Annotated in this window: 13 protein-coding genes and 2 pseudogenes; 8 read left to right on the forward strand and 7 right to left on the reverse strand. The window is 73.0% G+C overall.

The window, feature by feature from the left end:
- Positions 1 to 104, forward strand: a pseudogene (locus GUY61_RS41880) (IS982 family transposase); the annotation flags it as partial.
- 19 nt (positions 105 to 123) lie between these two features.
- Here GUY61_RS41880 and GUY61_RS18800 read toward each other — a convergent pair.
- The 3 genes from GUY61_RS18800 to GUY61_RS18810 form a co-directional block, all read right to left on the reverse strand.
- Positions 124 to 867 carry a TNT domain-containing protein gene (locus GUY61_RS18800; protein WP_166631357.1) on the reverse strand — a complete coding sequence of 248 codons (744 nt, stop codon included), beginning with the start codon at positions 865 to 867 and terminating at the stop codon, positions 124 to 126.
- A gap of 548 nt (positions 868 to 1,415) precedes the next feature.
- Positions 1,416 to 4,481 carry a SpoIIE family protein phosphatase gene (locus GUY61_RS18805; RefSeq protein WP_166631368.1) on the reverse strand — a complete coding sequence of 1,022 codons (3,066 nt, stop codon included), beginning with the start codon at positions 4,479 to 4,481 and terminating at the stop codon, positions 1,416 to 1,418.
- Between the two features lie 951 nt (positions 4,482 to 5,432).
- A complete protein-coding gene (locus GUY61_RS18810) occupies positions 5,433 to 5,864 on the reverse strand; it encodes a DUF2267 domain-containing protein (RefSeq protein ID WP_166631358.1) in 432 nt (143 codons plus the stop codon).
- Between the two features lie 403 nt (positions 5,865 to 6,267).
- On the opposite strand from GUY61_RS18810, the gene GUY61_RS18815 reads away from it, so the two are divergent.
- Together GUY61_RS18815 and GUY61_RS18820 are read left to right on the forward strand one after the other, a co-directional pair.
- Positions 6,268 to 6,486 carry a DUF1918 domain-containing protein gene (locus GUY61_RS18815; RefSeq protein ID WP_166631359.1) on the forward strand — a complete coding sequence of 73 codons (219 nt, stop codon included), beginning with the start codon at positions 6,268 to 6,270 and terminating at the stop codon, positions 6,484 to 6,486.
- 188 nt (positions 6,487 to 6,674) lie between these two features.
- Positions 6,675 to 8,162: an ArsR family transcriptional regulator gene (locus tag GUY61_RS18820; RefSeq protein WP_313896734.1), complete on the forward strand. Its 1,488-nt coding sequence runs from the start codon at positions 6,675 to 6,677 to the stop codon at positions 8,160 to 8,162.
- A 155-nt stretch (positions 8,163 to 8,317) separates the two neighbouring features.
- Here GUY61_RS18820 and GUY61_RS18825 read toward each other — a convergent pair whose 3' ends face one another.
- Positions 8,318 to 9,463 (reverse strand): site-2 protease family protein, encoded by a 1,146-nt coding sequence (locus tag GUY61_RS18825; RefSeq protein WP_166631361.1) that lies wholly within the window; start codon positions 9,461 to 9,463, stop codon positions 8,318 to 8,320.
- 269 nt (positions 9,464 to 9,732) lie between these two features.
- Here GUY61_RS18825 and GUY61_RS18830 point away from each other — a divergent pair, with 269 nt between their 5' ends.
- Entirely contained in the window at positions 9,733 to 10,410 is a 678-nt protein-coding gene (locus tag GUY61_RS18830) for a CBS domain-containing protein (protein WP_166631362.1), read from the forward strand.
- Positions 10,411 to 10,626: 216 nt separating this feature from the next.
- On the opposite strand, the gene GUY61_RS18835 is transcribed toward GUY61_RS18830, so the two are convergent.
- Positions 10,627 to 11,289, reverse strand: coding sequence for a 1-acyl-sn-glycerol-3-phosphate acyltransferase (locus GUY61_RS18835; RefSeq protein WP_166631363.1), 663 nt, complete (start codon positions 11,287 to 11,289; stop codon positions 10,627 to 10,629).
- Between the two features lie 334 nt (positions 11,290 to 11,623).
- Between GUY61_RS18835 and GUY61_RS18840 the strand changes: the two genes are divergently transcribed.
- Positions 11,624 to 12,973, forward strand: coding sequence for a SpoIIE family protein phosphatase (locus tag GUY61_RS18840; protein WP_313896735.1), 1,350 nt, complete (start codon positions 11,624 to 11,626; stop codon positions 12,971 to 12,973).
- 66 nt (positions 12,974 to 13,039) lie between these two features.
- On the opposite strand, the gene GUY61_RS18845 is transcribed toward GUY61_RS18840, so the two are convergent.
- Entirely contained in the window at positions 13,040 to 13,549 is a 510-nt protein-coding gene (locus GUY61_RS18845; RefSeq protein WP_166631364.1) for a hypothetical protein, read from the reverse strand.
- Positions 13,550 to 13,960: 411 nt separating this feature from the next.
- Entirely contained in the window at positions 13,961 to 14,482 is a 522-nt protein-coding gene (locus GUY61_RS18850; RefSeq protein WP_166631365.1) for an ATP-binding protein, read from the reverse strand.
- Between the two features lie 321 nt (positions 14,483 to 14,803).
- Between GUY61_RS18850 and GUY61_RS18855 the strand changes: the two genes are divergently transcribed.
- The 3 genes and pseudogenes from GUY61_RS18855 to GUY61_RS18865 form a co-directional block, all read left to right on the forward strand.
- Positions 14,804 to 16,027 (forward strand): branched-chain amino acid ABC transporter substrate-binding protein, encoded by a 1,224-nt coding sequence (locus tag GUY61_RS18855; RefSeq protein WP_166631366.1) that lies wholly within the window; start codon positions 14,804 to 14,806, stop codon positions 16,025 to 16,027.
- Between the two features lie 508 nt (positions 16,028 to 16,535).
- Complete coding sequence (locus tag GUY61_RS18860) at positions 16,536 to 17,453, forward strand: trypsin-like serine protease (RefSeq protein ID WP_166631367.1); 918 nt, start codon at positions 16,536 to 16,538, stop codon at positions 17,451 to 17,453.
- Between the two features lie 283 nt (positions 17,454 to 17,736).
- A pseudogene (locus tag GUY61_RS18865) lies at positions 17,737 to 18,099 on the forward strand (hypothetical protein); the annotation flags it as partial.

Raw genomic sequence — 18,099 nt, forward strand, 5'->3', positions numbered from 1 at the left:
GCCGTCCGCGTCGCTCAGCGCGTCCTCGCGCTGGCCGCGGCGATCTGGCACAACCACAAGACCGGACAGCCGGTCATGCGATCCTGATCGCCTACGACCACTGATCACATCGGAATGACTCGTCTAGTTCAGGCGCTTGAGGTAGCCGCCGGCGAGCAGGCTTGTGACACTCTGGGAGGTCACGTACTGAAGACCCTGGCCCGGCTGGCCGTAGAAGGGTGCGGCGGGGCCCGCCTGGACCGTGATCGGCTTCAGGACCTTGTAGGCGTAGTAGTTGTACGGGTGGTCCGGGGTGTAGGTGTTGAGGTTCTGCGGCGGGATGGAGCGCTGCTCGTAAGGCGTGCCGGCCGGCGACAGGAAGGTGCCGGCCTCGCTTCCGAAGCGGTCGATCTTCTGTCCCGGGTCCAGGACCACGTTGACGCGGATCGGGTTGCCGTTGGCGTCGTCGTCGAAGCCGTCGTTCGGCGGGCGCTTCCACGTCCCTGCCGAGTCGTCCCACCAGGTCGCGAGGAACGCGGCGGGAGTCTGTCCGCCGAGCCGGTCGTAGCCGAAGAGGATCGCGCCGAGCACTCCCCTGGTGGGCAGTCGGCGCGGACCGAGCCTGGGGTCACCGCAGAAGTAGGCGGGGTCGGTGAACGGCACGCTGGCGCAGGTACGGGGGCCGCCACCGCCTCCGAACGACGGATCCGGGCCGTTGCCGGGCTTCGGGTCCGCGGGAGCGGTGGACGCGGCGCGGTGTGCGGCACTCGCCTTGGTGTCCGACTCCGTGTCGGCCTGGGCGGGGAGTGCGCCGATGAGTGTGCTGCCGACGAGTACGAACAGCGCGGGCAGCGCGGAGAGCGAGAATCTGAGACGGCGACGGGACAAGAGTCCTCCTCGTTCGAATGGCCCGTGGGATTTCGGCTCGCCAGTGGACGGCCGCGGCGAACCGGACTGATGCCCTGTCACGCGGGGTCACTGGAACCAGGGGATACGTACCCGAGGAGTGACGATGACGAGGTGACACGCCGGGGATTCACCCGGATGGCCAGAGGGTTCCCTCAAAGCGCCTACAGTGCGGGCGGTTTGGGCCCGTCGGCGTGCGTCCCGGCGGACGCCGGACGGCCCGCCGGGTCCGGGGACGGTCACGGCCGGCCGGGGCCCCGGCCGGCGGGCGCCGGACACGGAGGCCGCCAGAACGGAACCGGATCGGCACCGGCGTGAGGCTGGGTGCCGCACTCGGCATGAGGCCGGCGGCGGGACCGGGCGGGTCGGAACGGGGCGGCCGCGGGACCGGGCGCGTCTGAAAGGGCCCGGCGACGCTCAGTGCCGTCCGGCGGCGCCCCGCGGAACCGCGGCCGGACGGCGATCGGCCACGCCGCGCCCGTCGGTGGCGCGGGTGGCGCGGGTGGCGCGCAGGACGGCCGGCGGAGCGCTCAGGTGTGACGGTGCTCCGGGGGCAGCGTCTGCTCGGTCCAGATCACCTTGCCGCCGGGCGTGTAGCGCGTGCCCCAGCGCTCGGCGAGCTGGGCCACGAGGAAGAGACCGCGGCCGCCCTCGTCCGTCGTGCACGCGCGCCGCAGGCGCGGTGAGGTGCTGCTGCCGTCCGAGACCTCGCAGATCAGCGCCTGGTCGCGGAGCAGCCGCAGGTGGATCGGGGCACTGCCGTGCCGCATGGCGTTGGTGACGAGTTCGCTGACGATCAGTTCCGTGACGGGCGCCTGCTCGGACAGGTCCCACTTCTCCATGTGGGAGGTGACAGCCGAGCGGAGCTGCGAGACGAGAGCGGGGTCGGCGGGCACCTGCCAGTGCGCCGTCTGCTCGGCGGGCAGGGCCCGGGTGCGGGCGACGAGCAGCGCCACGTCGTCGCCGGGGTGGCCGGTAAGCCGCGCGGCCAGGACGGCTTCGCAGGTCTCCTCGGGCGAGCGCTCGCCCGGCGCGGCGGCGGCGAGTGTACGGCGCAGCAGGTCGAGACCGGAGTCGATGTCCTGGCAGCGGTCCTCGACGAGTCCGTCGGTGTAGAGGACGATCTGGCTGCCTTCGGGTACGTCGACCTCGTACGGTTCGAAGGGCAGTCCGCCGAGACCGAGAGGCTGGCCGGCGGGAACGTCGAGGAAGTCGACGCGGCCGTCGGGCAGCACCAGCGCGGGCGGCGGGTGGCCGGCCCGCCCGAACGCGCAGCGCCGGGAGACCGGGTCGTACACGGCGTACAGACAGGTGGCGCCGATGACCCCGTCGTTCCCGCCGCTGTCGGCGTCCATGCGCCCGACGAGATCGTCGAGGTGCGCCAGCAGGTCCTCGGGGGGCAGGTCGAGCGCGGAGAAGTTCTGTACGGCGGTGCGCAGTTGCCCCATGGTCGCGGCGGCGTGCACTCCGTGTCCGACGACGTCGCCGACGACGAGTGCGACACGGGCGCCGGACAGCGGGATGATGTCGAACCAGTCTCCGCCCACCTTGGCCTGGGCGGGCAGGTAGCGGTGCGCGACCTCGACGGCGGTCTGGCGGGGCAGGTCGCGCGGGAGCAGGCTGCGCTGCAGCGCGAGGGCGGCGGTGTGCTCGCGGGTGTAGCGGCGGGCGTTGTCGATGCAGACCGCGGCCCTGCCGACCAGTTCGTCGGCGAGCCAGAGGTCGTCCTCCTCGAAGGCACCGGGCCGGTCGGCGCGGTAGAAGCTGACCACACCGAGGATGACGCCGCGGGCCCGCATCGGCACGGCGATCAGGGAGTGGACCCCGGACTCGACGACCTTGCGGCTGCGCGCGGGATCGTTGGCCATCCAGCCGGCCGCCCGGCTCAGGTCCGGTTCGAGCACCGGCGCCCCGCTCTCCAGGCATCGGGCCTGCGGGGTCATCGGCAGCCAGCGCACCTCCTCGCCCACGCCGTACAGGTGCGAGCCCTCTCGGACGGCGCCCAGGGCGATCCTGCGCAGGCCCTGTTCGAAGTCGGTGGGCTCCTCTCCGCGCAGGACGGAGTCGGGAAGGTCGACGGCGACGAAGTCCGCGAAGCGCGACAGGACGGTCTCCGTCAGCTCCTCAGCCGTACGGGTCACATCGAGGGTCCGCCCGATCCGCACGCTGGCGTCGTACAGCAGTTCAAGCCGCTGCCTGGCCAGCAGGGCGAGCCGCCCGACCCCCGGCTCACCCACGAGCAGCAGGCCGGCCTGGGTCCCGCCCGCCTGGTCGGTGAGGCGCGCACCGATCTCGGGGGACACCGGGCCCGAGAGGGTGCGGACGGCCTTGTCGAGCGCCTCGGCCACGGACGCGGCCGCACCTCCGGCCGCCGGGCGGCCGGAGGACTTCCGCCGGGGCGGCAGCGGCGCGGTGGTGTGCCCCGTCGTTCCCCGCCCGTTGCCGCCGCCCGTCCTCGGCACCGCCTCCAGGCCCTTCTCCCGTCCCGCCGGGGGTGCGTGCGGGGTCACGGCGTCTCCCGGCAGACCCCGGGCAGCCTTCCGCACCAGCCGCTGCGGGGCGCCCCGTACGCCCGCGCCGGACAGCTCCGGCGCCGGAGCCGGAGAGCGAGCCGGGGTGGTCGGCGCCGGAGCCGAGGCGGCCGGCACCGGTATCCGCAGACGCGGGGAGCCGGAGAGTATGGCGGCCTCCACGACGATCCCGCACTCGCCGGAGGGCGCCCGTACCTCTCGGCAGACCAGCACCGCCACCCGGCCCCGGGAGATCGGCACCTCGGTGGGTGCCCGCAGCGGTGTCGCGATCAGTTCCTCGGCCTTCTCGCGAAGGATCGCCTGGTCGATGCGGTCGATCCCGCCGTCCGCCGCGACCGGCCGGGCAGGGCGGGCCGGGCAGGCACCGAGAGGCCCCCCACCCTCCTGCCCCGCGCCCTCGGGGCGGGACCGCAGGAAGGCGGCGAGCAGTTCGCGCTCGCGCCGCGACGACTGTTCGAGGAGCCGCCGCTCGATCTCGGAGGCGGCCCTGCGCACGAGGGTCAGCATCGCGGGCGATGACTCGGGGCGGAAGCAGGTGAGGTCGAGCACGCCCTCGACGCGGCCGCTCAGCGGATCGCGGACGGGGGCGCCGGCGCACCCCAGGGGCGACATGCAGTCCGCGAAGTGCTCGCGGCCCAGGACGTACAAGGGGCGCCGCTCGGCCAGAGCGGTGCCGACGGCGTTCGTGCCCGCGCTGTGCTCGGGGAAGGCGAATCCCGGGACGATCTGCACGGCGTCCAGGTATCTGTTCAGCTGCCCGTCACCGCCCAGCCGCGAGAGGACACGCGCCTCCGAGTCGGCGAGGATCACGCTCACCGGCGCCACGCCCAGCGCGGTCGTCAGCAGGTCGAGGACCGGGGCGGAGGCGCGGAGCAGCCGTCCGTCCAGGTCCGGGTCCTCATGGGCGAGGGGCACCTGGTCGGGCGCGAGCCCCAGGGACTTGCAGCGCCGCCAGGAGGTCAGGATCGGGGTCCTGACGATCTCCCCGATGTTCTCGGTCCGCTCGCCCGCGAGAAACCGCTCGTGAGCGTCGACGAGATCGCCGATCTCGTCCCAGACGACCATCACGCGATCACTTCCTCGCCGTGCGCCGGTGCGCCACTTCCAGCCAGTATGCCTGATAAGTACGGAAATTTGATGTGCTGCTCGCCTACTGTCCTGACGCCCTTCGTGACACCGCGGCCGGCCCGCGCGGTGCGGTCACCGCCCGGACTGCGGTCGCGCCGTCCGCGCGGCTGACTTGGCCCATGGCCGGAGGACACGAGCGGAGTCGTGCTGCGTCCTCGCCCTCACCCCGCCGTCGGTCCTTCGGTCCGCTCATGGCGGCCGCGCCACCGCCGGCCTCCGTGTTCTGACCGCCGCCTGCCGGTGCGGTGACGATGATCGGTGTGACACTCGCCTGTGTCATCGCCTCGGCGGGTGTCAACCTGCAACGGGATGCCGCCGTCTTTCCCGTGCGGCTGGCCACGCTGGTTCTGCTGGGCGCCGCCGCCGTGGGCGCCGGCTCCGTACGGCAGCGCCGCGAGCGCCGGCCGGCCCAGTCGTGCTGGGTCACCGGGGTCACGCAGCGCATTCCGCCGCCGCGGACCGCCGCGGCGCATCGGCTCCCTGAGGATCGCCTCGCTGTACGTCCCGGAAGACGAGGAGTCACTGTTCGGCGGGGACGTGCACGCGGTCGCGGAGGTGAGGGGCGATCTTCGCGTACTCGTCGGGGACGTCCAGGGCAAGGGACTGTGCGAGCTGTGCGAGCAGGAGCCGGAGCCCGTCGTCACCGCCGGACTCCGGCCGGGAACCTGCTGCTCTGCACGGACGGGCTCGTCGGAGCCCGTGACCAGGCCGGGTGTTCTATCCACTGCTGGAACCGCTGGCCGACTGGACGGCATACGACCGGACGAAATGCTGCGGGCCGTCCGCGCCGACACCGTCGGGGGCGAGAGATGCCGGAGGTGACGCCGGGAGGTACCGGGGTGGCCCAGGCCCTCCCGGACCGGACCGGCCTGCCCCCGGCCGGCACCGTCAGGTGGTCGTCTGCAGCAGCAGAGCGCGGATGTCGTGCGGAAGCTGGTCCACCGCCGCCTCGAGATGCCCGGGCGAGACCTGCTTGCGCACGGCGGACGTGACCGAGGAGGCGATCCGGGGGACGTCCTCGGCGTTGACCTTGGCTTCATGGACGAACCGGTTCACATAAGCCTCGCGGTCGTATTTGATCGGCACGACGCTGGGGTCCCAGCCGTCGTAGTAGACACCGCGCAGCAGTTCCGGCAACTGCGCCGCGAAGTGCGCGGCCACGTCCACGGTGAGCCGGTCGCGGAGCGTGTGGAACCAGGTGCGCAGAATACGGTGCGCGAGGTGCCGGTCATCGGTGCCCAGGGAGTCGGAAACGGCTTTGAGCCAGATGTTCGCGGTGTGGATGGCGTGCTCGAAGTCCGGCGGGCGTGTGGCGGACATGGGTTTTCCCTTCCGGTCTGTCCGGGCGCTCCTGCCTGCGTTTCAACCGGTGCCGCACGCGGCGCGGGGCGGTGCTCGGCACCGATGCCCGGAATGGTCAGGAGATTCTCGAAAACGGCGCGGGCCGCAAGAGGCAGCCGGCCGATCGCGCGGCTCGCACGCGAAGCCCGCCTGCGCGGGCACTTCGCCGTCCCTGCCGCTGCGCTCCATGCTATTGGCTGTGGCCGACGCACGCCGTTCGGCGGCCGTTCCCCACTCCCGCCCCGCCCGTGGGGCGGCCCGCCGGACCGCCGTCGGGCGGAAAGGAGACGCGTAGGCTCAGGACTGGACGTGCGGTCTCCGCCTCGGGAGACGCCCCTCGGGCACGGGGAGACCGCCGAGCGGCGACTGAAGGGAGCACCTCATGCGCGCCCACGTCGGAGACTGGATCGTTGTGGAGTCGCTACACCTCGGCGGGCACCGCCGCCGGGGACAGATCGTGCGACTGGAACACCCTGACGGCACCCCGCCGTACGTCGTGCGGTGGATCGAGGACGACCGTGAGACCGTCTTCTTCCCCGGCCCCGAGGCCCATCTCGAGTTCAGGGACGAGCAGACCCCGCACGGTCACGTCTCTTCCTGACGCATCGCCGCCCGCCGGGTTGGGCGGCCTCGGGCGGGCGGCCTCGGGCGGGCGGTCCCGCTCCGCTCGGCACTCGCCCACGCGACCCGGGCCGGCGCCGGCCCGGGTCGCGTGTCGCGACGCCCCGCGTTCGACGGTGTACTGGTAGCTGGAGCGCTGCCGAACGACGCCGAACGATGGGAGCGGCCGTGTCGCCATCAGATGGCCCTCGCCCAGCGAAGCCGGAGACCGTCTTCGACCGCGACGCCGAATGGAACGCACTCGTCGCCTTCTCCTGCGACACCCGGCCCGGGGCGGGCCTCGGCGTCGTGTCGGGACGGCTGCGGCAGGGCAAGACGTACCTGCTGGAGGCGCTCACCGGCGCCTTGGGCGGATTCTACTTCGGTGCCCAGCCGGCGGCCGAGGCGGAGTCGCTGCGCCGCCTCGGCGATGAGCTCGCCCAGTTCACGGGCGCTTCGCCGCCGGCTCACCGGCAGTCCTGGGAGGAGGCCGTCGACGCCCTGCTGTCACTGGGCGACGGCCGGGTACTGCCCGTCGTCATCGACGAGTTCCCCGACCTGGTTCGGCAGAGCCCGTCGCTGCCCTCAGTGATCCAGCGAGCGTTGCGCCGCCTGCGCGCCACGGGGCGGGAGAACCGCTCGCGCCTGGTGCTGAGCGGCAGCGCCCTGCCGGTGATGCGCCGGCTGTTCGGCACCGCATCGCCGCTGCACGAACTGGCCGACCTGGAACTGACGGTGCGCCCGCTGGACTTCCGGCAGGCAGCGCGCTTCTGGGGCATCGACGATCCCCGTCTCGCGGTACTGGTCCACGCCGTCGTGGGCGGAACGCCCGCGTACCGGCGGGACTACGTCGGCGGCGACGCCCCGGGCGGTCCCGACGACTTCGACGCCTGGGTGTGCAGAACGGTCCTCAACCCCCGTACGCCCCTGTTCCGCGAGGCGCATCAGTTGCTCCAGGAGGAGACCGACCACTGGGACCGGGCGCTGTTCCACTCCGCGCTCGCCGCCGTCGCACTGGGCTGTTCGACGCACGGCGAGGTCGCCGAGTGCCTCGGCGCCCAGCTCACCGACGCCTCCCGCTGCCTCGCGCTGCTGCGGGAGAGCGGACTGCTGCACGGGGAGCCCGACGCCTTCCGGCCGCATGTGACCCGGCTGCACATCGCCGAGCCGCTGCTCGCCTTCGAGCACGCGGTGATCTGGCCGCACCGCTCGGCACTGGACCGGCAGGACGCCGCCGACACCTGGAGGCGCGCACGCCCCGCGTTCGACTCCACGGTGGTGGGTCCCCACTTCGCGCAGATCTGCCGTGACTGGGCGATGGACTTCGCCGGGCCGGAGACCTTCGGCGGCCGTCCCGCCGTGGCGTCCCACGGCTCACTGCCCCACCCGGCGCACCAGTCCGGTCTTGAGGCCGAGGTCGTCGTGCGCGGGCGGCTCGGCTCCCGCTCCGGGGCGCTGATGTCGGTCGGGCTCGCGCGCTGGAACGAGGTCATGGACCTGCCGCATCTGGAGCGGCTTCGGCAGCTTCTCGCCCTGCTCGCCGCCCGTGGAGAGGACGTCGGCCACGTCCGGCCCGCCTGTTACGGCGGCATGGGCTTCACTCCGGCGCTGCGCCGGGCCGAGGCCGACGGGGACGTGGTGCTGGTCGGTCCGGACCGTCTGTACGAGGGCCGGTGACGGGGAGGCACGGGCGCGGTCCGGGCGCGCGGTCACGGCCGGGCGCGCGGTCACGGCCGGCGGCTCGGTCGGGGACAGCGGCTCGGTCGGGGACAGCGGCCGGAGACGGTCGGCAGACCGGACACGGCCGGCGGCTCCGAGGGCCGGCGGCTCGGTCAGGGACGGCCCTGGTACCCGCGGGAGTCGCTCATGAGCCACGACACCGTACGGCTCACGTCCGACAGCGAGACGATCCCGGCGAGCCTGCCGTCGTCCACGACCAGCACCCGGTGCTCCGCGCCCGGTTCCATCCGAGGCAGCAGATCCGCCAGCGGTGCGTCCGGTGCCACGACCGTGGTCCGCGACAGCGGCACCATCACTTCCCCCACCGTCACGGCGTGAGCCCGCTCCCCCGGCACCTTCCTCGCGCCGTCGAAGGTCAGCAGCCCGACCGGGGCCCCGTCCTCGCCGGTCACCGGGAACGCCGAATGCCGGTAGCGGTAGCGGGGATCGTCGAGGAAGGCCGCGACCGTGCGGCCTGCGGGAACCGCGATCGGCTCCGGCGTCATCGCGTCACGTACCGGAACACCGGCGAGCACCCCGCGCAGTTGCGCCTGCCGCCCCTCGGCCGTCGCGGCCGAGATGAGGAACCAGCCGATCAGGGCGATCCACAGGCCGCCGAAGGTGCCGCTGCGCATGAACGCGACCAGTCCCAGCACCACGAGCAGCCAACCGAAGGCCCGCCCCGCGGCGGTCGCGCCCTCCGTAGCCCGCAGCCGGTCCCCCGTACGCCACCAGAGGAACGCGCGCAGCAGGCGTCCGCCGTCGAGCGGTGCGGCGGGCACCGCGTTGAAGACGGCCAGCAGGAGGTTGATACCCGCCAGCCATGCCACCGTCTCCACCGCGATCAGGGGGGCGGACATCAGGTCGAGCACCCAGACACCCAGGCCGAAGAACCCGCCCAGGAGGAGGCTGACCAGCGGGCCCACCCCCGCGATCCTCAGCTCCGCGCCCGGTCCGGACGCCTCGGACTTCAGCCGGGCCGCGCCGCCCAGCAGCCACAGGACGATGTCGTCCACCTCGACGCCGTTGCGCCGCGCCACCACGGCGTGCGCGAGTTCGTGCGCCAGGAGGGAGGCGAAGAAGATCAGGGCTGCGACGATCCCGGCCACCCAGTACACCGGCCAGGCACGGTCGGGATACACCTCGGGGAGCCGGCCCTCGGCCAGTCCGAGCGCGATGAGGCCGAAGATGAACAGCACGCTCCAGTGCACACCGATCCGGACCCCGGCTATCCGTCCAAGAACGAAGGTCGCCCTCACCGCACCCGCTCCCCTGCTCGACTGTTCGACGTACGCGGGGCGGCCGTCCCGCCGGTTCCGCCCGGGGACCGGCGCGGAACCGGGGAAACGTGCTCGCCGCCGCTTCTCCCACCTCTCAGTAAAGGCTTCCGCCCGGCTCCCGGCACAGGGCCGAACGGGCAGGGCCGCCGTCCGTCCGCACTACCGCGGGCGGTGCGGCCGCGGGCACGGGGGCGGAGAGTGGAGTGAGGACCACCCGCACGGCCGGTGCCCGGGAAAGGAGCGGTGACATGCGGCATCGAACGGTCGGAGAGCTCATGACGACGGCAGTCGTGCGCGTGCGGCGTGACACGGGCTTCAAGGACGTGGCGATCCACCTCGCGGAGCACGGCATCACGGCGGTTCCGGTCGTCGACGACCAGGACCGACCGGTCGGCGTGGTGTCCGAGGCCGACCTGTTGCGCAAGCAGGAGAGCCGCCGGGACCCGGGCGGCCACCGGACCGCCGCGTATCTGGAGCCCGCCGACCGCGCCAAGGCCCGGGCGCTGACCGCCGGGGAGCTGATGACCGGCCCGGCCGTCACCGCGCGGCCGCAGTGGTCGGTGGTCGAGGCGGCCCGCGCGATGGCACACGACCGCGTGAAACGGCTGCCGGTCGTCGACGACACCGGCCGGCTGGTCGGCATCGTCAGCCGTGGTGACCTCATGCGTGTGTTCCTTCGGCGCGACCCGGCGATCCAGGAGGAGATCACGGCCGATGTGCTGACCCGGACCCTCGGCCTGGACCCGGCCGCGGTCGACGCCCGGGTCGCGGACGGGCGGGTGACACTGAGCGGCACCGTGCCACGCCGGAGCCTCATCCCCGTCACGGTACGCCTGTGCGAGAGCGTCGACGGCGTCGTGGACGTCACCGACCGCCTCGACTTCGAGATCGACGACACGGACGGTCCGCCGGCCCCCGCCCGGTGACCCGGGACGCGGGCCGGCCCCCGGAGGAATCCCCGCCCCGGGGCCGGGTCCCGGCCCCGGGGCGGGGATTCCTCCGGGGGCGTGCGGGACGCGGGGCACGCGGCGGCTCGGAAACCGGTCGGGGCGGCGAGGAGTTCCTCGTGCCGCGTCCGCCGGTCGTGACCGTCATGGGTCACTGGGCACGGTACGGGCACGCCGCCCGTCGGGGCGCGGCGCCTACGCGATCGGTTCTCCGGACACCGCCCCGCGGTGGGCCGCCGCATGCCATGCCCGGCGGACGGCGGTGCGCGCCTGCTCGGTGGCCTGGGCGAGGTCGCCCGTCAGGAGCAGTGGCCGGCCGAGGTGCACATGCAGGTCGGGCCTGCGCACCGGAGCCGTCAGGAGCCCCGCGGCCTGCTTGAGTCTCGGGCCGGAGGAGACGCGGCGTGCCCCGGCCTGGCCGAGCGGCACCACCGGCGCCCCGGTGGCCAGCGCCAGACGGGCCAGGCCGGTACGGAAGGGTCCCGGCTCGCGTTCGCCGGAGTCCGGGCGGCGGGGTATCCCACCTTCCGGGTAGAGCAGGACCGTCCGCCCGGCGGCGAGGACGGCACGGGACGCATCGAGAGCGTCGGCGGCCCGCACGGTGCCGCGGTGCACGGGGATGTGTCCCTCGCGGGCGAGCGCACGGCCGAGCAGCGGGATCTTCCACAGTCCCGCGGTGGCGAGGATCACCGGTTCGATCCCGAGGCGGCGCAGCGCGACCAGGACGACTCCCGGGTCGACGAGGGAGGTGTGGTTGGCCGCGATAATGCTGCCCGGGGCCACGACGGCTTCGTCGTCCGCGGTGACCCGCAGCCGCGCCAGGACGGGGACGAGTGTGTGGGCGAGAGCGCTGAGCACGGCCGGTTCCTCCGGGTACGGGTCGAGTGACGTGCCCCATCCTCGCCGCCCGCACCGCACCCGCACATGAGTACGCGTACCCGGGTGCTGTGCCCCAGTGCCTGGATCCGGTTCCGGGTGGGTCCTGGGTACCCGGCCCTGGGTACCCGATCCTTGGTGCCCGCGGGCCCGGGGCCCTTGGGCACGGGTCCCCGGTGCCGCCGCCCGGAGCATGCTCCCTGGCGCGGGTGGGGGTTCCGGGCGCCCGGCCACCCGGCATGAAATGATCTGTGTGTCGCCGGCCACCGGTCGATGGCGGCGGGGCGGCCCGCGCAAGAGTGAGGGGAAAGCAGCAGTGGACGAGAGGGGTCAGCGGCCACCCGTGTCCCTGCCCGGTCCCGCGTACCGGACGGAACTGGACCGGATCGCCGAGCAGCTCCAGGAGCTGGCCCGCGCACAGAGGAGCATGCAGGCCCTGCTGGACGCCGTTCTGGCCGTGAGCCGCGATCTCGAACTGCCGGTGGTGCTGCACCGGCTCGTCACGACGGCCATGGACCTGGTGGGGGCTCGCTACGGGGCACTCGGCGTGCTGGACGAGTCCGGTGAGGGCCTGTCCGAGTTCATCCCCGTCGGGCTGGACGACGAGGAGTACGAGGCCCTGGCCGGCATCGAACTCCCCCACGGCCGCGGCCTGCTGGGGCACCTCATCCACCAGCCGGCGCCGCTGCGGGTCGAGGACATCGCCTCGCACCCCGAGTCGGCGGGCTTCCCCGAGGGGCACCCGCCGATGCGCACGCTCCTCGGAGTGGCCATCAGCGTGCGCAGCCACATCTACGGCAACCTCTACCTGTGCGACCGCAAGGACGGCAAGCCGTTCGACGCCCACGACGAGGCAGTCGTCGTCGCCCTGGCGGGTGCCGCCGGCGTGGCCATCGAGAACGCCCGGCTGTTCCAGCAGACCCGGGCCGACGCCGAACGGTTCCAGCGCATGCTCCTGCCCCGGCTCCCCTCCCTCGGTCCCTTCGAGGCGGCGGCGGAGTACCGCCCGTCCACCGAGCGCGAGCTGCACGCGGGCCAGGTCGGCGGCGACTGGTACGACGCGCTTCTCCTGTCCGACGGAGCGGCGGCCGCCATCATCGGCGATGTCGTCGGACACGACCTGACCGCCGCGGCGGCGATGGCACAGACCCGCAACATGCTGCGCGCCCTGCTCTTCGACCGGCGCACGCCGCCCAGTTCGGTTCTCACCCAGCTCGACCGCACCCTGCACGCGATCACCGAGAACCCGGTGACCACGGCGTGTCTCGCCCGGATCGAGCCGGCGGACGACGCCTGGGTCCTGCGGTGGAGCACGGCCGGTCACCCCCCACCGCTCGTTCTGGCGCCCGGCGCCGAGCCCGCCTACCTGCATGCGGAGCCCGGTGTGCCGCTCGGGGTGGACACCGCGCTGGCCAGGCCCGACCACGTCTATCCGCTGCCCCCGGGGGCCACGGTGGTGCTGTTCACCGACGGGCTCGTGGAGCACCGCCGCCATTCCCTGGAGACCGGGCTGGACGCGCTGGCCGCGCTCGCCGCGGAACATGCCGGTCTGCCGCTCGACGAATTGTGCCGCGTGCTGGCGGAGCGGCACCCGAGCGACGGCCACGACGACCTGGCGGTGCTCGCCATCCGAGCCCCGCGGCGGTCCCCGCACTCCCGGGCCTGACCCGGCACGGCCCAGGCCCGGCGCGCCCGCGGAAACGGGGGCGCCGGGCGCCGGGGCCCGGCGGCTTCAGCAGCCGCCGCAGTTGTAGTACGTCACGTCCCAGTGGTTGCCCTCGTCCGCGTAGATGTTGCCGGACCCGGACTGCCACTGCGGAGCGCCGTCACCGCGCACGCCGATGTACGTGAAGGTGTTCTTGATGTAGTTCCCGACACAGGTGTACTTGCTGTAGTCGAGCTTGTACCCGTTCCAGTGCGAGTAGGTCCCGCTCGAGTGGCCGGTCTCCGTGCCGCCGGTGATGTTGAGCGCGCAGCCGCTCGCCCGCTTCAGCGTCTGGGCGCCCTGTGCGCTGGTCAGGTTGAGCTGCTCGAACGAGGTGCACGTCGGGTTGTTGCGGTCGGAGCAGTTGCCGGACGACGACCACGTGATGCCCACGTCGCGGAACATCGACGTGGCGGTGGCGTGGCTGATCTTCGTGGCGGCGAAGGCGTCGGTCGCGCTGCTCAGGACCCCGAGACCGGGGGCGAAGAGGGCTCCGAGGACAAGGGCGAGCGCGGTGAGGACGGAGCGGATTCTCAAGGTGGTTCCTTCCTGCCGGGGGCCGTACGGCCGAACGGCCGTGATCGGCCGTACGGGGCCGGAGCGGCCGGGACCTGTGGGGCGGCTGTGCAGGCGGAGCACGGCGATGATGCCCCACATCTACGCGCGTCCGCCAGAGGGCGACCGGCGCGCGCCACCGCCGGCCGCGGGGCGGTTCCCCGGCGCGGTGTCCTCGGGGGCGGTCTCAGGGGGCGGCGCCGCTCGCACGTCGGGTCGTCGATGGGCCCCGCGGACGTCCCGAAGCCGCCGCGTGGCCCGCGTACCGGCGCGGCGGCGCCGCCCGGCCCCGCCCCGCGGGGCGGTACGCCCGCGGCGCACGTGGGTCCGCGGCGCCGGGAGTGCTTCGGTACGGCGTGCGGCCTCGGTACGGCGTGCGGCCTCGGTACGGCGTTAGAGGAGCGGCATGCCGAGGGCGGCCAGTTCGCCGGCCGGGTCGTGGGCGAAGCCCATGGCGGCGTGGCCGGTGGAGTCGTCGGCGAGGGCGATCCGGGCCGTGACGCGCTTGCCGACCGGCTCGCGCCGTGCCTCGAAGCTGCGGCACGCGGCGAGGACGGTCTCCAGGCCGTGGCAACCGATCCTGCCGGGGTCGGCCGCCCACACCGAGGGCAGCGCCGGGGCGGTGTCCCACACGGCGACCGTCACCGTGGCCGCGTCGGCCCGCAGGTCGAGCAGAATCGGCCCGGGGGCGTACTTGCAGGCGTTGGTGACCAGCTCGCTGACCACCAGCTGTGTGGTGGTCAGCGCACGGTCGGACAGGGACGGGCCGTGGACCGCCCGCACCCGGGTCAGGAACTCTCGCGCGAAGCGGCGCGCCTCCCCTATGCACTGCGGGTCGCCGCTGTACGCGGTGAACTCCGCCATCGGTGAACTCTCCAGCGGCTGCTGGTCCCAGCCGCCCGCCGCCTGCTCCATGGCATCCGCCTCGCACCCTCACCCGTGATACATCGGCGAGCGTCTACCCCGAGGACCGTCGTCAAACCCGGTCCTCGCCCGCGGGCCCGTGCCGGCGCCCCGAGGCCCCCTCAGACAGATGTATGAAAGCCCTTCGCTTTCCGTCAGACAAACGAAAGAATTGAAATCTTTCGGCAGATGCACGTCATAACGAGAGAATCACATCGCCTCATCGGCTCTGCTGATTCGGATCAATTGCCTCTAGAGTCGCGCGCAGCCACCGCGCCAAACCGCCGAACCCGGCCCGATTGACGCGGTCAGGTTTCCTGGAAAGGACCGATCGTGCGTAACCGTTCTCTCATGGCCGTCACCGCCGCACTCGCCGCCGGAGCGCTCACGCTCACCGCGTGCGGATCCCGGGACAGTGGCAGTACCGACGACGCCTCCGGCGACGGCACCGTCGTCACCATCGGCTTCGACGCGCCGCTGACCGGTGAGCTCTCGGCTCTCGGCCTCGGCATGAAGAACTCGGTCGACCTCGCCGTCAGGCAGGCCAACAAGAACAAGGAGGTGCCGGGTGTCACCTTCAAGGTCAAGGCCCTCGACGACCAGGCGCAGCCCTCCTCCGGCCAGCAGAACGCGACGCAGCTCGTCGCCGACAAGAGCGTCATCGGTGTCGTCGGCCCGCTGAACTCCTCCGTGGCACAGTCCATGCAGAAGGTGTTCGACACCGCCCGCCTCGTCGAGGTCTCCATCAACACCAACCCGGCCCTGACCCAGGGCGACAAGTGGGACAAGGGTGCGAAGGCTCGGCCGTTCACGTCGTACTTCCGCACCGCCACCACGGACGCCGTCCAGGGGCCGTTCGCCGCGGAGTACCTGTACAACGAGGTCAAGAAGAGGAAGGTCTTCGTCATCGACGACAAGAAGACCTACGGCGCCGGACTGGCGGCGACCTTCTCCGAGCACTTCACCAAGCTCGGCGGCAAGGTCGCCGGCGCCGAGCACGTGGACCCGGACGCCAAGGACTTCGGCGCCGTCGCGGCCAAGATCAAGAGCTCCGGCGCGGACGTCGTCTACTACGGCGGCGAGTACCCGGTGGCCGGGCCGCTGAGCAAGCAGATGAAGAAGGCCGGCGCCGAGATACCGCTGATCGGCGGCGACGCCATCTACAGCGACGAGTACATCAAGCTCGCCGGCACCCAGGGCGAGGGCGACCTGGCCACCTCCGTCGGAGCCCCCGTGGAGGACCTGGCCTCCGCCAAGACCTTCATCGAGGACTACAAGGCGGCCGGCTACAAGGAGTCGTTCGGGGCCTACGGCGGCTTCTCCTACGACGCGGCCTGGGCGATCATCCAGGCCGTCAAGGCCGTGGTGAAGGACGGCGAACTGCCCTCCGACGCCCGCGCCGAGGTCACCGGGGCCATGCAGGACGTGTCCTTCGACGGCGTGATGGGCGAGGTGGCGTTCGACGAGTACGGCGACGCCACCAACAAGCAGCTGACCGTCTACAAGGTCAAGGACGGCGCCTGGCAGGCGGAGACCACCGGCACATTCGACGACTGACCCGTCCGCCGGTGCCGCGCGGGGGCCGGGGGAAATCCCCTCGGCCCCCGCGCGGTGTTTCCATTCGTGCCGCCACCCGGGAATCACACCGCCGGCGGACCGCAGTTCCCGGGAATACCGGGAAAACCTTCCGCCGCGCGGGATTTCCTTCAGGAATGGGGCGGCCGCGCGGCGGCGAGGCGAATTCCTCTCCCGCCCGCTTTCCGCACCAACGGGCATGACACCGGATCAGCCGACCGCGTACGCGGGGCACTCGGGCATTTCCCGCGCGGCGGCTGCGCAGCCCCTCGCGCCCGTTCCCGCGCACGTCGCGCCTTCCACCCCGGGTCCGGTGCCCGTCCGGCGGGCGGCAGGACGGCCGCGGGGATCCGCAGTCACCCGCATACAGGGAAATCCCTCGGACTTCGGCGCGGCGCCGGTCGCGCCCTTGCCGGAAACGGTTCACGGCGTTTGACTGCGGTCACCCCCACAGGAGAACACCCGTCCCGCCCACACCCAGGGGTTCTTCTTGACGTCCGACCGCAAGCACGAGCGCACCTCCCTCCGACGGGCCGCCGCCGCCCGCCGGTCCCTCGCTCTCACCTCCGCCACCGGCGCCCTCGTCCTCGGCGCCGCCCTCCCCGCCGCCGCGATCAACTCGTACAACGCGGCCCCCGCGCCGGAGCGCACCGAAGTCGGTGCGCTGGTGGCGACATGGGACAACGACGGGGACCCCGCGACCCCGGACCGCGTCGACTGGGTCTGCTCCGGCACCATGATCGACGCGGACACCTTCCTGACCGCCGCGCACTGCACCACCGACTGGCCGGACAACGTGCGGTTCCACGTCTCGCTCGACCAGGACGTGCAGGCGGGTCTGGACGCGGCCGCCGCCGCGCACCCGGGTGATCCGGCCGCCGTCGCGCGGGCCGTCGCCGTCGAGGGGGAGGCCGTCAGCCACCCGGACTATCCGGGACCGGCCGCCGACACCCACGACATCTCCGTCGTCGAGCTCCCGGCCGCCGCCATGAAGGCCCGCTGGTCGTTCACGCCGGCCACCCTGCCGACGGCCGGGCAGTTCGACGCCCTGGGTCCGCGGGGCCTGGACGGCACGGAGTTCACCGTCGCCGGGTACGGCACACAGGAGGCGGTACGGGGCCCGGGCGGGCACACCCACCCCGGCGGCGGTGTCCGGATGAAGGCCCCGCTCACCTTCGAGGCCCTCAACGACGCCTGGCTGCGGCTCGGCATGACGGCCCCGCAGGGCAACGGCGGTGCCTGTTACGGCGACTCGGGCGGCCCCAACTTCGCCGAGGTGGACGGCAGGCGAATCCTGGCCGGCACCACCATCACGGGCGATTCCCCGTGCTATGCCACGAATGTGGCGTACCGTCTCGACACGGCCGGCGCCAGGGCCTTCCTCGCACCGTTCGTGGCGCTTCCCTGACCCCGTGCGGCCCGCCCGCCCGTGCGTACGGACCGCACGGGCGGGTTCCGCCTCTCCCGGGCGGGTCGGGTCCCGTCCGGGCGCCCTCCGGCCGACCCGCAGGGCCGGGCACGGAGTCGGGTGCGAGCCGTTCGGGGGCCGTTGTGTGATCGTGACCCCGAGCCTGCATAATCACTGCCGTTCCAGCAACGGTGGGGGTTCGGTGAGAGATCGATGTCCGTCATGTCGTGCGGGCCAGTCGGACAGCGGCGGCCCGTCCTGCACATGCCGGTCCGCGGAAACGGTGACGGTGGTCGACGACTACGGCTCGCTCCAGGTGCGTCCGTACGTCGACTTCCCCGGGTCGCCGTCCGAGGCGCCGCCCTTCCCCGGCCCTGAGGCACCGGTGCCCGCCACGCAGGATCTCGGGCTCTTCACACACGCCCAGGACCCGGCGGAGCCCGAGACCGCCGTCCTGCCACGTTTCCACGGCGGACGCGCGGACCGGCGGCGCCGCGCCAAACGGCCGATGGGGGCCTTCGTCGCGGCCGGCGCGGTGGTGGCCGTGCTGGGCGTCGGCGCCCTGGCGGCAGGTTCGCTCGGCGGCTCCGAGGAGGACGAGTCGCTCCCCAACCCCCGGCTCACCGAGTCGCTCCCCGTCCTGCCC

The sequence above is a fragment of the Streptomyces sp. GC420 genome, from assembly GCF_009916105.1.
GTDB lineage: Bacteria > Actinomycetota > Actinomycetes > Streptomycetales > Streptomycetaceae > Streptomyces.